13 protein-coding genes are annotated in these 13355 nt (G+C 70.4%); 2 read left to right on the top strand and 11 right to left on the bottom strand.

Annotated features, from left to right (window positions below):
* Positions 1 to 47 precede the first annotated feature (47 nt).
* Entirely contained in the window at positions 48 to 740 is a 693-nt protein-coding gene (locus NTM_RS18915; protein ID WP_083144427.1) for a hypothetical protein, read from the top strand.
* A 7-nt stretch (positions 741 to 747) separates the two neighbouring features.
* On the opposite strand, the gene NTM_RS18910 is transcribed toward NTM_RS18915, so the two are convergent.
* The 4 genes from NTM_RS18910 to NTM_RS18895 form a co-directional block, all read right to left on the bottom strand.
* On the bottom strand, positions 748 to 1326 hold the full coding sequence (locus NTM_RS18910) for a DUF3159 domain-containing protein (protein WP_179963961.1): 579 nt from the start codon (positions 1324 to 1326) through the stop codon (positions 748 to 750).
* Positions 1327 to 1384: 58 nt separating this feature from the next.
* Entirely contained in the window at positions 1385 to 2095 is a 711-nt protein-coding gene (locus NTM_RS18905; protein ID WP_083144429.1) for a hypothetical protein, read from the bottom strand.
* A 68-nt stretch (positions 2096 to 2163) separates the two neighbouring features.
* Positions 2164 to 3393 (bottom strand): alpha/beta hydrolase, encoded by a 1230-nt coding sequence (locus NTM_RS18900; RefSeq protein ID WP_083144430.1) that lies wholly within the window; start codon positions 3391 to 3393, stop codon positions 2164 to 2166.
* A gap of 41 nt (positions 3394 to 3434) precedes the next feature.
* On the bottom strand, positions 3435 to 3785 hold the full coding sequence (locus NTM_RS18895) for a hypothetical protein (protein WP_083144431.1): 351 nt from the start codon (positions 3783 to 3785) through the stop codon (positions 3435 to 3437).
* Positions 3786 to 3907: 122 nt separating this feature from the next.
* Between NTM_RS18895 and NTM_RS18890 the strand changes: the two genes are divergently transcribed.
* On the top strand, positions 3908 to 4243 hold the full coding sequence (locus tag NTM_RS18890; RefSeq protein WP_083144432.1) for an RNA polymerase-binding protein RbpA: 336 nt from the start codon (positions 3908 to 3910) through the stop codon (positions 4241 to 4243).
* Positions 4244 to 4259: 16 nt separating this feature from the next.
* Here NTM_RS18890 and NTM_RS18885 read toward each other — a convergent pair whose 3' ends face one another.
* Genes NTM_RS18885 through cobN form a run of 7 tightly spaced genes read right to left on the bottom strand, consistent with a single transcriptional unit; the run spans position 4260 to position 13262 of the window.
* The gene (locus NTM_RS18885) at positions 4260 to 5048 is read right to left on the bottom strand and encodes a polyprenol monophosphomannose synthase (protein WP_083144433.1); all 789 of its coding nucleotides are present in this window, start codon (positions 5046 to 5048) and stop codon (positions 4260 to 4262) included.
* Complete coding sequence (lnt, locus tag NTM_RS18880) at positions 5045 to 6715, bottom strand: apolipoprotein N-acyltransferase (RefSeq protein WP_083144434.1); 1671 nt, start codon at positions 6713 to 6715, stop codon at positions 5045 to 5047. The genes NTM_RS18885 and lnt overlap by 4 nt, the downstream gene beginning before the upstream one ends.
* On the bottom strand, positions 6708 to 8243 hold the full coding sequence (locus NTM_RS18875; RefSeq protein ID WP_083144524.1) for an amidohydrolase: 1536 nt from the start codon (positions 8241 to 8243) through the stop codon (positions 6708 to 6710). Before NTM_RS18875 ends, lnt begins: the two co-directional genes overlap by 8 nt.
* A 41-nt stretch (positions 8244 to 8284) precedes the next feature.
* Positions 8285 to 8797, bottom strand: coding sequence for an FxsA family protein (locus tag NTM_RS18870; protein ID WP_083144435.1), 513 nt, complete (start codon positions 8795 to 8797; stop codon positions 8285 to 8287).
* A gap of 49 nt (positions 8798 to 8846) precedes the next feature.
* Positions 8847 to 9254 carry a PPOX class F420-dependent oxidoreductase gene (locus tag NTM_RS18865; protein ID WP_083144436.1) on the bottom strand — a complete coding sequence of 136 codons (408 nt, stop codon included), beginning with the start codon at positions 9252 to 9254 and terminating at the stop codon, positions 8847 to 8849.
* 7 nt (positions 9255 to 9261) lie between these two features.
* On the bottom strand, positions 9262 to 9645 hold the full coding sequence (locus NTM_RS18860; protein WP_083144437.1) for a PPOX class F420-dependent oxidoreductase: 384 nt from the start codon (positions 9643 to 9645) through the stop codon (positions 9262 to 9264).
* A gap of 20 nt (positions 9646 to 9665) precedes the next feature.
* Entirely contained in the window at positions 9666 to 13262 is a 3597-nt protein-coding gene (cobN, locus tag NTM_RS18855) for a cobaltochelatase subunit CobN (RefSeq protein WP_083144438.1), read from the bottom strand.
* Positions 13263 to 13355 lie beyond the last annotated feature (93 nt).

Here is a 13355-nt window from a genome sequence, read left to right as displayed (position 1 = left end):
CGGCCTGCCTGACGATCCCACCCGTGTCCGATGGCTAACCTGGCCGAATGCGTATCGCTGGCTTGCTCGCGGTGAGCGTCCTGGTTGCTGCCTGCTCTCAATCGGTGGGCGGCCAGGCCGAATCGTCGCAGCCGTCCTCCTCCCCGCCGCCTCCACCGTCGACGCAGCCGTCGGTTTCGCCCTCGACGCAGGGTCCGGCCGCGCCGTCCGGCGCGCCCGCGGCGACCGCGTCGATCGACGAGGTCATCGCCTGGATCGAGGCGGGCACCCCGGCCGACGCCGAGTCCTTCCACGTCACGTTCCGCGACGGGGTGACCACCCGGCTCGGCGAGGAGACCGCCTTCGTCGCCGCGTCCGGCACGCCGCACAGCTACACGCAGTGCATCACCGGCGCGGGCACGTTGACGTGCCTCCTCGATCTCACCTCACCTCCGCCGCGCCCGGCGCAGGCCGAAGGCCAGTGGAAGCCGGGCTGGATCGAGTTCTCCGGCACCGATCTGACGGTCGGCGCGCTGCGCGGCGACCCCGGTCCGTTCCTGAACGGATCCGGAGCCGAACTGCCGGCCGGGCAGTCGTTGACGTTCGGCGACACCCGATGCCGCAGCGACGTGTCCGGTCTGTACTGCGTGAACTACGCACACCGCGGCGCGGTGCGGATCGCCGCCGACGGGGTGGCGCCGTACGGCTGCCTGGCCGAGACCGCCGCCCCACCCGAGGCCGCGGCCCGGTTCAGCTGCTGAAGGCGCGTCACTCCGCGCCGAGACGGGCCTTCTCGCGGGCCTTGTCCGGATAGGTCAGGGTCATACCGACGGCGCCGACGATCACGACGACCGGGATCACCGCTTTGGTCACGTGCACGGTGGCCGGAGCCATCACCGCCAGGTAGCCCAGGACCGCGATGAGCGCGAACACCAGCGCCCACATCAACGTCAGCACCTGGTTGGTGCGCCGGAACGCGGTTTCCTCCCAATCCTGGCGCGCCGCGCTCGGAGGTGCGTACTGCGCGGTGAACGGTTCGAATCCCAGCGACGCCAACGCCATCACGGCCAGCACCCCGCTCGACAGCGTGGTCGCGTAGGTGTCCATCCAGTCGAGATCCTGCGCGCCGACGAACAGCCCGGCCACCGTGACCGCGGTGAAGAACACCGCGGTGACGATGTCGAGGAGCCGTAGCCCGGCGAATCCGACCGACACCCCGAGGAGCAGCGTCGAGAGCACCGCGCAGATCGCGCCGAACATCCAGGTGCTCGGCCCGTCGGCGACGACCCAGTAGATGATCCACGGGATGAACCCGATGAACGGACTGCGCTCGAACCATTGGTCCACGCCGAAAGCATTACAGAGTCCGGGTCGGGCGACACGTTTGCGTCTCCGTATCGAACCCTCAGCCGAGCCGGAAGGTTCCGGTGACCAAGGTGGGCGTCACGCTGACGCCGTTGATGGACGCCTGGGGACGGCCGTCGGGCAGGAATTCGATCGGGCCCGCGGGTGAGAGGTTGCGCTTGTTGCGGACGTTGTTGCGCACGTCGAAATCGCTGAACTCGTCGAGGTGGAACGGGTCGAAGTCGCGGTTGCCCTCGGCGAATCCGCTGAACTGCACCCCGGTGGCGGTGCCGTCGGGCCGCACCACCCAAGACGCCCGCACACCGTCGGATTCGGCGGTGTACATGCCGGCGACGCCGGAGACCGACGCGGCGGTGAAGGTGTAGTCGACGTCGTTCATCCTGACGGTGCCGACGAGGTCGGTGCCGTCGAAGTCGGCGGCCAACGTGTCGCGGAATCGGGACTTCAGGTCGATCGCCCCGTCGGTCTGGTTGCCGAAGAACCATGCCTCGTCGTCGATTCCGTTGCAGGCGTAGGCCGCGACCTCGGCTCCGTCGACGCTGACGCCGATCGTCATGGTCTTGCCGTCGGGGGCGGCCATGTCGGCCATGTAGCGGGCGGTGGCCGGAAATGCGACGACGCTGGTGGTCTCGGGCGCGGGCTGCGCGGGTGTGGTGGTGTCCGTCGTCGACGTGCTGGTGCAACCGGACAGCGTCCCGAACGCCATCGTCGCACCGACCGCCGCGAGCAGGGAACGGGTGGTTTTTCTCATGGGGCCAGCATGATCTTCGCCGCGACGGCGTACTTGGAGATTGTGTGGAGATTGCGTGGAGATCGTCCCTACGGTCCGCGCAGGAATGCGGCCACCTCGTCGCAGAACATCGGCCAGGCGGGCTCGGTCGCGGTGAGCAGATGGTTGTTGCTCGGCAGCGCGACCAGGCGGGCGTCCGGGATCAGTGCCGCCAGTTCCTCCCCGTAGCGCAGCGGGACCCGGCGGTCGTCGCGCGAGTGCAGCACCAGCGTCGGGCACCGCACCTGCGCACACAGTTCGCGCACGTCGATGCGACCGAACTCCTCGAGGAAGTGCACCGCGTTCTCCGGTGAGGTGGTGCGGCGCTGCAACTGGTCGAACGCGGCCCAGTCCTCGCGGGTGCCGTCCGGGCGGAACTGCGCGGCGAACACCTGCCGGAAGGCGGGATCGTCGCGGCCCCAGCCCACCCGGGCGAGCTCGAGATCCAATGCCGCAGCGCGCTTTTCGTCCTCGTTCTGGGCTCTGACGGCACGACCCCTGGCGTACGCGCCGCACAGCACCAGGTGGCTGACGTGGTCGGGGTGGCGCGCCGCGTAGGCGACCGCGACGGCACCGCCCTGCGACACCCCCAGCAGTGCGAACCGGTCCAATCCCACGGCGTCGACGACGGTCTCCAGATCGGTGACCCAGTCGTCGAACGTGAACGCGCCGACGTCCCAGTCGGACAGCCCGCAGCCGCGCTCGTCGTAGCGGACGAACCGGTACCGCAACGACATCTCGCGCACGCCGTGCCGCCACACCGGGCTCTCGCTGTCGTAGCTCAGGTGCGTCATCCAGTTCGCGGCCTTCACCAACGGCGGCCCGTCACCGGAGACTGCGTACGCCAGACGCACCCCGTCGGCGGCGCGGGTGAACGCGATGTGCTGCGCGGGGATCGGCGCCTCGGGTTCGGCCTCCGGCGTCCCGGCGGTCTGCGCGTCGCGCACCCGGCCCACGAACTGGTATCCGCGGCCGCGCACGGTGCGGATGTAGCGCTGCGATTCGCCGTCGTCGCCCAGCGCGCGCCGCGCGGCCTTGATCCTGCTGGTCAGCGCCGCCTCCCCGACGAAACGCCCACCCCAGACGCTGTCGAAGAGTTCTTCCTTGGTGACGAAGCGGTCGTGGTTGCTCACCAGGAGGGTCAGCACGTCGAACACCTGGGGTTCGACCTTGATCACCGTCTCACCGGAGCGCAGTTCGTAGCGGGCGGCATCGAGGACGTAGTCGTCGAAGCACCAGACCCGTGGCGACGAGGAAAGCGCGGAATCAGCGCTGCTCACGCGCTAACAGTACCGACAATCACGCCCTCGGGGGCGGTTGATCAGCGCCAGCCGTCGGCCGCGCGGGCGGCCTGCATCACCGCGTCGCACAGCTCGCGCAGTTCGGCCGTGCCGGCCCCCTCCTCGAGTGCTGTCGCCATGTCTTCGGCCGCACACCGGACCTGGTAGACGCGGTCGGCGAGCACCGAGGCCTCCTCGGCGGACAGCACCACGGCGTCCTCGGGCACCGAGGTGCCCTTCACGAGGGCCCGTTGTTCGTAGGCGCGCTGCCGGCACGACTGCCTGCAGTACTGCCGGCGCCGGCCCATGCCGGCGTCGGCCACTTCGCGGCCGCACCAGCGACACGTCTGGGGTCGCCGGCGGGTCCCGGTCGCGGGGCTCAGCGAGGTCACGTGGGTGACTGTAGACGGGGGCGTTGGGTAATCCCGGTATCATCAACCGACGAGTCGGGAACTCTTCGCACACGTTTGACGTTGACGATCCCGGACCAAAAGCATTCGCAGAGGAGTTGACGATGGCTGATCGTGTCTTGAGGGGCAGCCGCCTCGGAGCAGTGAGCTACGAGACGGACCGCAACCACGACCTGGCGCCGCGTCAGGTCGCCCGCTACCGCACCGAGAACGGTGAGGAGTTCGACGTACCGTTCGCCGACGACGCCGAGATCCCCGGCACCTGGCTGTGCCGCAACGGCCTCGAGGGCACCCTGATCGAGGGTGACGTCCCCGAGCCCAAGAAGGTCAAGCCGCCGCGCACGCACTGGGACATGCTGCTGGAGCGTCGTTCGATCGAAGAGCTCGACGAGCTGCTCAAGGAGCGCATGGAGATCGTGAAGGCGCGCCGCCGCGGATAGTGCCTGGCGCCGCGCCTCAGCGCGCGGCGCCGCGGGCGCGGTCGATGCGCGCCCGGATTCCCCACTGCGCGACCTTGACGATCGCCTCGCGGATCGTCGACCCGTCCATCTTGGACACACCGTGCTCACGTTCGGTGAACGTGATCGGCACCTCGACCACGGTGAAGCCGGCATTGATGGACCGCCAGGTCAGATCCACCTGGAAGCCGTAACCCTTCGAGTCGACGGCGCCGAGCTCGATCTTCTCCAGCACCTCACGCCGGTAGGCGCGGTATCCCGCGGTGATGTCGTGGATGTCGACGCCGAGCAGGATCCGCGAGTACGCGTTCGCGGTCCGCGACAGCACCAGCCGCCGGCGCGGCCAGTTACGCACGTTTCCGCCGGGCACATACCGCGACCCGATCACCACGTCCGCGCCCGCGTCGATCTCGTCGAGCAACCGGTGCAGGTCTTCCGGGGCGTGACTGCCGTCGGCGTCCATCTCGACCAGCACCGTGTACTGGCGGCTCAGCCCCCACGCGAAGCCGGCGAGGTAGGCCGCGCCGAGCCCGTCCTTGGACGTGCGGTGCATGACGTGCACACGGTCGGGGTCGGCGAGCGCGAGTTCGTCGGCCAGCTCGCCGGTGCCGTCGGGGCTGCCGTCGTCGACGATCAGCACGTGCACGTCGGGGGTCGCGTCGGTGACGCGGGACACGATCGAGAGCAGGTTGTCGCGCTCGTTGTACGTCGGGATGATGACCAGGGTCCGGGCGCTGGGACGCCAGACGGGTTCGGCTTGACCGTTCGAGCCGTCGGGGACGCTCATGTGGCTCCTTCGTCGCTGGTCGATCGCCGACCTCTCAGTCTGGTGGGCACGAATGATCCATTGTGCAGTATCGCCCCCAGAACAGCCGAAACGCCGATGGCCGCCAGCAACGCCTGCAGGTACGGGCCGAACCGGGTGGCCGGTGTGACGGTCGTCTTCAGCCGCACCTGCTGATCGAGGTAGGCCGGCTCGAACCAGCCGGTGCGGGCCACCTCGTGGCCGTCGGGGGCGATCACCGCGCTGATGCCGGTGGTGCCCGCGACGACGACGTAGCGGTCGTGTTCGACGGCGCGCAGCTTGCCGAACGCCAGCTGCTGTTCGCTCATCGCTTGGTCGAAGGTCGCGTTGTTGCTCGGCACAGCCAGCAGCTGGGCGCCGTTGCGGACGGCGTCGCGGGCGGCGCGGTCGAAGATGACCTCCCAGCAGGTGGTGATCCCGATCGGGATCCCCGCCGCCTCCACCACGCCGTCACCGTCGCCGGGCACGAAGTAGCCCGCCCGGTCGGCGTAGGACGACAGCTTGCTGAAGAAGCCACGCCACGGCAGGTATTCACCGAACGGCTGCACGATGCGTTTGTCGTGGCGCTCGGCCGGGCCGCCCTGCGGGTTCCACACGATGACGGTGTTATGCGAGACCGGGTTGGTGCGGCTGTAGCCGGGCGCGGCGACGACTCCCCCGACCAGGATCGGCGCGTTGACCGCCGCGGCAGCCATGGAGATCTCCTGCGCGGCATCGGGGTTCGCGATCGGATCGATGTCGGAGGAATTCTCCGGCCACACCACCACCATCGGTTGCGGGGCGCGTCCGGCCCGGACGTCGTCGGCCAGGCGCAGCGTCTCGCGGACGTGGTTGTCGAGCACCGCGCGGCGCTGGGCGTTGAAGTCCAGGCCGAGGCGCGGGACGTTGCCCTGCACGGCGGCGACCGTGACCGGGGGCTCGTCTCCGGCGCCGAGGCCGGCCTTGCGCACGTGCGGCCAGGCCAGCGTCGACACGATCAGCACCAGCGTGATGCACAAGCCGGGCAGCACGACCGCCGGGGGCGCGGCGGCCCGGGCGGTGGCATCGCGCCGCCACCACGAGGCCGTCTCCAGCACCAGCGCGGCCAGGCTGAAGCCGATCAGCACCACGGCGAACGAGACCAGCGGGGCGCCGCCGACGTGGGCCAGCGGCAGCAGCGGGCTGTGGCTCTGGGAGAACCCGACCACCCCCCACGGGAAGCCGCCGAACGGGACGCTCGATTTCAGCCATTCCTGGGCCACCCACAACGCCGCGAACCACACCGGCCTGCCGGGCAGCCGCCGCACGACCACGGCCAGCAGCCCGAACAGCGCTGGGAACAGCGCCTGCGCGGCGCTGAGCGCCAGCCACGGCAGCGCCCCGACCAGCCCGCTGATCCAGGGCAGCAGTGGCACGTAGAACGCGAGCCCGAACAGGAACCCGTAGCCGAAGCCGCCTGCGGCGGTGGTGCGCTCGCGGGTCAGCACCCATCCGAGAAGCGCGAACGCGAGGATCGCCAGATACCACCAGCCGAACGGCGGGAAGCTGACGCACAGCGCCAGCCCCGCCACGATGGTGACACTCAACACGGGCAGGCGATCGACGATCGCCTGCCCGAGACGCCGTATGCGCGAGGGCGTCTCGGCCTCAGCCGTCTCGGTCTCAGCCATGGATGACTTCGCCCCGGTGCACGGTCTGCCTGCACCGCGGGAGGTCGTCGGTGAGGCTGGGCAGGACCGGCACCCGGGACCGCGGATCGGTGGACCAGCGCTGCACGGCATCGGTGGGGGCGCTGACGTCGAACGCGTCGGCTTCCCACACCGCGTAGCTCGCGGGCGCTCCCGGCACCAGGGTGCCGGTGATGCCGTCGCGGACTCCGCCGGCCCGCCACGCTCCCTTGGTCGCCGCGGCGAACGCCGCCCGCGCCGAGATCGCGCTGCCCGGGGTGTGGTGGGTGGTCGCCGCGCGGACCGTCGCCCACGGGTTGATGTCGGTGACCGGGCTGTCGGACCCGAACGCTAGGGGCACGCCTTGGGATGCTAACAGCGCGAACCGGTTCAACCCGGCGGCTCGATCGGCACCGAGCCGCTCGGCGTACATGCCGGTGGGCCCGCCCCACAGCGCGTCGAAATTCGGCTGCATGCTGGCGATCACGCCCCAGCTGCCGAGCTTGGCGGCCTGCTCCTCGGTGACCATCTCCAGGTGTTCGAGCCGGTGGCCGCAGCGCGCGACCGCGGGCCCGCCGAAGCGGTCCACGGTGGCCTGCAGGGCCGCCGTCACCGCGGCGACCGCGGCGTCGCCGATGACGTGGAAGCCCGCGGTCACCCCGGCCTCGGTGCAGGCGCACAGGTGCGCGGTGATCGCGTCGACGTCGAGGTAGCTGTTGCCGTGCGGGGCCGCGCACTCCGGTCCGGCGTCGGTGTAGGGGTCGTGCAGCCACGCGGTGCGCGATCCGAGCGCGCCGTCGACGAACAGGTCGCCGGCCAGTCCGCGGGCCTGGGTCTGCGCGATCAGGTCCCGGGCCTCGGCGGCGGTGCCGACGTGTTCGCCCCAGTAGCCGACGACCTCGACTCCGTGCTCGTGGGTGCGCAGTTCGTGCCAGTCGTCCAGGCCGCCGATCTGCGGACCCGCGCATTCGTGCACGGCGACGATGCCGGACGCCGCGGCGGCGTCCAGCGCGGCGGTGCGGGCCTGCGCGCGCTGGCCGGCGGTCAGCTGCTCGCGAGCGACGCGGCGCACCCGGTGGTGTGCCTCGGCGATCAGGGGCAGGTCGTCGGCGATGCCGGCGGCGTGGCGCAGCGGTGTCGATGCGACGGCGGAGTGGACGTCGACGCGGGACAGGTAGGCCGACCGCGGTCCGATCGCGGCGTCGATATCGGCGGTGCTGGGCGCGCTGCGCTCCGGCCAGGCCGTCTCGTCCCAGCCGTGGCCCCAGATCACCCCGTCGGGATGCGCGGCGGCGAACTCCCGCAGCAGCGTCAGGCAGTGCCGCAGCGAGGTGGCGCCGCGCAGGCCGAGTCCGGTCAGGGCCAGGCCGGTGGCCGTGGTGTGGACGTGGCTGTCGACGAAGGCGGGGGCGACGAAGGCACCGTCGAGGTCGGTTTCGGTCGCGTCGGGGAACTGTGCCCGGCCAACGTCGTCGCTGCCCAGCCAGGCCACGACGCCGTCGCGCACGGCCATCGCCGTCGCATCCGGCATCGCCGGGCTGTGGACGCGGCCGTTGAGCAGAAGGGTGGTGCTCACTCCGGCGAGCGCGGCAGTGCGGGTCCGGCGGGCGGGACGTCGCTTCGGAAGTCGCCCGGGACGTCATCGATGACCTCGATGACCTCACCGTCGACGTACTCGCCGCGGCCCGACCGGCGGGTGGCTGCCGAACCGACGGTGCTGACACCGACGATCAGCGGCGCGCGCCGGGCCGCCATCGCGGTGAGGACGGGCCGCGCGGCGGCGCGGGTCGGCGGCAACAGCAGCAGCGCACCGAGGACGGAACTGGCCAGGCCGGGAATCACGACGAGCACGGTACCGAGTGCCACGAGCACGCTGTCGGTGACGGCGCCCTGCGCGTCGGCCAGCGTCAGCCCGGACCGCAGCTTCTGCAGATGGCGGCGCAGCTGCGAACCGGCGAGTGCCAGGCCCAGCAGGAACGCGCCGGCGACCAGCAGCATCGTCCAGCCGAAGCCGATCGTCGAGATCAGCGCGACCAGCACCGCCAGCTCGGCCAGCACGTAGACAAGGAACACTCGCATCGCCATAGTGTGCCAACGGATGGGACGCGGTGACGGTTCCGGGGGCGCGTTCAGCTCACTGCGAGGCGGCCTCGACCTCGATCGCGGCGTGCACCTTGTCGACCCCGCCGCGGATGAGCGCCTGCGGCACCCACCACCACGCATGCCACCAGTAGCGCCGGGTGACCATGTCGAACACCCGCCGGGTCTCGGAGGCGGGGAGATTGCGCGCCACCGCCTCGACGGGTTCACCCTTCGGCTTGCCGAGCACCCCGCACTCGCAGATCGTGACCCGAGGGGTGTTGCGGATGCGTTTGGTCTTCCAGGACCCGGCGTCGGTGCTGATCAGCAGTTTGTCGCCGTGCGGGACACCCCACACCGGGGTCGGCTTGGCTCTACCGTCCTTGGTGAAGGTGGTCAGCAGCAGGTATTTCGCGGTGTAGACGTCGGTGAACGTCGGGTGCCGGTCCCCGGGGTGCGCCATGAACCTTCTAGTTGACCGGTCTGATCTCGATCGAAACGTTCTTCTCCATCCCGCCGCGCAGCTTCGAGAAGAAGTTGAACGTCTTGCCCAGCAGGCCGTAGCGCTTGCCGAGGGCGTCGTAGGTCTTGGCGTTCATCGCCTTGGGCAGGATCACCGCGGTGGCCTCGACGGCCTCGCTCTTCGGCTTGCCGGAGCGGTCGCACTCGGCGATCGTCACCCGAGGGGTGTTGCGGATGCGCTTGACCTTCCAGGACGACTCCTGGGTGATCGCGATCAGCGCCTCTCCGGCCGGGGCGGCCCAGATCGCTGTCGGCTTCGGCCTGCCGTCCTTGGTGAAGGTGGTCAGCAGGATGTATTCCGACTTGGCGACGTCGGCGAAGGTCACAGGCATACCGACCAATCTAGTGAACGTCAGCCCTCGAGGTCGCCCTCGGTTTCCAGCAGCACCTGCCGAAGACCGTCGAGAGTGGACTGCTCCGGCGCGGCCCACATGCCGCGGCCGGCGGCCTCCAGCAGCCGTTCGGCCATCCCGTGCAGCGCCCACGGGTTCGACTCGTTCATGAACTTGCGGTTCTCCGGGTCGAGCACGTAGCTCTGGGTGAGCTGTTCGTACATCCAGTCGGCCATCACCCCGGCGGTGGCGTCGTAGCCGAACAGGTAGTCGACGGTCGCGGCCATCTCGAACGCGCCCTTGTAGCCGTGCCTGCGCATCGCGTTGATCCAGCGCGGGTTGACGACGCGGGCGCGGAACACCCGGGTGGTCTCCTCGTTCAGCGTCCGGGTGCGCACCGCGTCGGGCCTGGTGTTGTCGCCGATGTAGGCGGCCGGGTCCTTACCGGTCAGCGCGCGCACCGTGGCGACCATGCCGCCGTGGTACTGGAAGTAGTCGTCGGAATCGGCGATGTCGTGCTCGCGGGTGTCGGTATTCTTGGCGGCCACCGCGATTCGCCGGTAGGCCCGGTTCATGTCGTCGGTGGCGGGCGCCCCGTCGAGGCCGCGACCATAGGCGAAGCCGCCCCAGGCGGTGTACACCTGCGCGAGGTCGGCGTCGTCGCGCCAGTTGCGGCTGTCGATCAGCTGCAGCAGACCGGCGCCGTAGGTTCCCGGCTTGGAGCCGAAAATCCTTGTGGTGGCGCGCCTCTGGTCACCGTGCTCGGCCAGGTCGACCTCGGCGTGCGCGCGCACGTAGTTGTCCTCGGCCGGCTCGTCGAGGCCGGCGACGAGCTGCACCGCGTCGTCGAGCATCGTGACGACGTGCGGGAACGCGTCGCGGAAGAACCCGGAGATGCGCACGGTGACGTCGATGCGGGGGCGGCCCAGCTCGGCGAGCGGGATCGCCTCCAGGTCCACGACACGCCGTGATGCGTCGTCCCAGATCGGCCGGACCCCGAGCAGCGCGAGGACTTCGGCGATGTCGTCGCCCGCGGTGCGCATCGCCGAGGTGCCCCACACCGACAGCCCGACCGACTCAGGCCAGCGGCCGTAGTCGGTGCGGTAGCGCTCCAGCAGCGAATCCGCCATCGCGACACCGGTTTCCCATGCCAGCCGGGACGGCACCGCCTTCGGGTCGACGGAGTAGAAATTGCGCCCGGTGGGCAGCACGTTGACCAGACCGCGCAGCGGTGAGCCGGACGGCCCGGACTCGATGAACCGGCCGTCGAGGGCGCGCAGGATCTGCTCGACCTCACCGGCGGTGCCCGCCAGCCGCGGCACCACCTCGGTGGCGGCGAACCGCAGGATCGCCGCGACGTCGGGGTCCTCGGTGAGGCTGTCGACGGCCGCGGCGTCCCAGCCGGTGGCCTGCAGCGCCGCGACGAGTTCGCGGGCGCGGGCCTCGGCGGCGTCGACGGCGGCGCGTTCGTCGCTGCCGTCCTCGGTCAGGCCCAGCGCCTGGCGCAGGCCCGGCACCGTCTGTTCGCCGCCGAACAGCTGGCGCGCCCGCAGGATCGCCAGCACCAGGTCGACTTGCGCCTCACCAGTTGGGGTTTCACCGAGGATGTGCAGGCCGTCGCGAATCTGCACATCCTTGATCTCACACAGCCAGCCGTCGACGTGCAGCAGCATGTCGTCGAACGAGTCCTCGTCGGGGCGGTCTTCCAGCCCGAGGTCGTGGTCCATCTTCGCCGCGCGCATCAACGTCCAGATCTGCTGGCGGATCGCGGGCAGCTTGCCCGGGTCGAGCGCGGAGATGTTGGCGTGCTCGTCGAGCAGTTGCTCCAGACGCGCGATGTCGCCGTAGGTTTCGGCGCGGGCCATCGGCGGGATCAGGTGGTCGACCAGCGTCGCATGGGCGCGGCGTTTGGCCTGCGTACCCTCGCCGGGGTCGTTGACCAGGAACGGGTAGATCAGCGGCTGATCGCCCAGGGCGGCGTCGGTGCCGCAGCCCGCGGACATGCCCAGGGTCTTGCCGGGCAGCCATTCCAGGTTGCCGTGCTTGCCCAGGTGCACGATCGCGTCGGCTTCGAAGCCGTTGGAGAAGCCGCGATCGAGCCAGCGGTAGGCGGCCAGGTAGTGGTGGCTCGGCGGCAGGTCCGGATCGTGATAGATCGCCACCGGGTTCTCGCCGAAGCCGCGCGGCGGCTGAACCATCAGCACCACATTGCCCGATCGCATCGCCGCGATCACGATCTCACCGTCGGGGTCACGGCTGCGGTCGACGAACAACTCGCCCGGCGGCGGGCCCCAGTGCTCGGTGACCGCATCGGCCAGGTCGGCGGGCAACGTCGCGAACCAGTCGCGATAGTCCTTGGCGGACACCCGGATCGGGTTTCCGGCCAGCTGCCCCTCGGTGAGCCAGTCGGCGTCCTGTCCACCGCGCTCGATCAGGGCGTGGATCAGCGCGTCACCATCGCGGGCTTCCAGACCCGGAACCTCACCGACGTCGTAGCCGGCGTCGCGCATCGCGGTCAGCAGCCGGATGGCGCTGGCCGGGGTGTCGAGGCCGACCGCGTTGCCGATGCGGGCGTGCTTGGTCGGATACGCCGAGAACACCACCGCGATGCGTTTGTCGGCCGGGGCGATCGAGCGCAGCCGGGCGTGGCGGACCGCCAGGCCCGCGACCCGTGCGCACCGTTCGGGATCGGGGACGTAGGAGATCAGCCCTTCGTCGTCGATCTCCTTGAACGAGAACGGGACCGTGATGATGCGGCCGTCGAACTCGGGCACCGCGACCTGGGTCGCGACGTCGAGCGGCGAGAGCCCGTCGTCGTTCGCGTCCCACTGCCCCTTCGAACTGGTCAGGCACAATCCCTGCAGGATCGGGATGTCAAGGGCGGCAAGGTGAGCGACGTTCCAGGTGTCGTCCGCACCGCCCGCGCCGACGGCGGCGGGTGTCGCGCCACCTGCGGCGAGCACCGTGGTGATCAGCGCGTCGGCGGTGCCGAGCAGCTCGATCAGCGCGTCGTCGGCGGTGCGCAGCGACGCGCAGAACACCGGAAGTGCCACTCCCCCGGCGTGTTCGATCGCCTCGCAGAGCGCCTCGATGTAGCGGGTGTTGCCCGCCAGGTGCTGGGCGCGGTAGTACAGCACCGCGACCGTCGGTCCGTCAGCGGTTACCGAGGGGCGTTGCAGCACACCCCAGTTCGGGGTGGTGACGGGTTCGGCGAAACCGAAGCCGGTCATCAGCACCGTGTCCGACAGGAACGCGTGCAGGTTGGCCAGGTTCTCGGTACCGCCCTGCGCGAGGTAGATGTGCGTCTGCACCGCGACCCCGGCCGGCGTCGTCGAATGGGCCATCAGGTCGGCGTCGGGGGTCTGCTCGCCGCTGACCACCACGGTCGGCACCCCGCTGGCCACCACGGCGTCGATACCGTCCTCCCAGGCGCGGTAGCCGCCGAGGATGCGCACGATCGCGATGTCAGCGCCGCGCAGCAGTTCGTCGAGTTCCCCGTCGACCAGCCGGGCCGGGTTCGCCCACCGGTAGGCCGCTCCGCTGGCCCTGGCGGTGATCAGGTCGGTGTCCGACGTCGAGAGCAGCAGAACGGTCGGGCTGGCGGCGGGTTCGGTCACCCCTCATTCGTACCGGACCGGGGTCGGGCCGCTGAGCGCGGTCTCGGCTCAGCCGTGCCAGCGGCTGTACCAGGTCTGGCGGTAGGGCAAACC

The sequence above is a fragment of the Mycolicibacterium parafortuitum genome (assembly GCF_010725485.1).
Lineage (GTDB): Bacteria > Actinomycetota > Actinomycetes > Mycobacteriales > Mycobacteriaceae > Mycobacterium.
Note: the sequence above shows the minus strand (reverse complement) of the source record. Positions and strands in the feature narration are given on the sequence as shown.

Excerpts from the sequence above, each read along its gene's own strand:
- NTM_RS18915 (WP_083144427.1), top strand. The coding sequence starts at position 48 with ATGCGTATCGCTGGCTTGCTCGCGGTGAGCGTCCTGGTTGCTGCCTGC.
- NTM_RS18905 (WP_083144429.1), bottom strand. The coding sequence starts at position 2,095 with ATGAGAAAAACCACCCGTTCCCTGCTCGCGGCGGTCGGTGCGACGATG.
- NTM_RS18890 (WP_083144432.1), top strand. The coding sequence starts at position 3,908 with ATGGCTGATCGTGTCTTGAGGGGCAGCCGCCTCGGAGCAGTGAGCTAC.
- NTM_RS18885 (WP_083144433.1), bottom strand. The coding sequence starts at position 5,048 with ATGAGCGTCCCCGACGGCTCGAACGGTCAAGCCGAACCCGTCTGGCGT.
- lnt (WP_083144434.1), bottom strand. The coding sequence starts at position 6,715 with ATGGCTGAGACCGAGACGGCTGAGGCCGAGACGCCCTCGCGCATACGG.
- NTM_RS18875 (WP_083144524.1), bottom strand. The coding sequence starts at position 8,243 with ATGCCGGATGCGACGGCGATGGCCGTGCGCGACGGCGTCGTGGCCTGG.
- NTM_RS18870 (WP_083144435.1), bottom strand. The coding sequence starts at position 8,797 with ATGGCGATGCGAGTGTTCCTTGTCTACGTGCTGGCCGAGCTGGCGGTG.
- NTM_RS18865 (WP_083144436.1), bottom strand. The coding sequence starts at position 9,254 with ATGGCGCACCCCGGGGACCGGCACCCGACGTTCACCGACGTCTACACC.
- NTM_RS18860 (WP_083144437.1), bottom strand. The coding sequence starts at position 9,645 with ATGCCTGTGACCTTCGCCGACGTCGCCAAGTCGGAATACATCCTGCTG.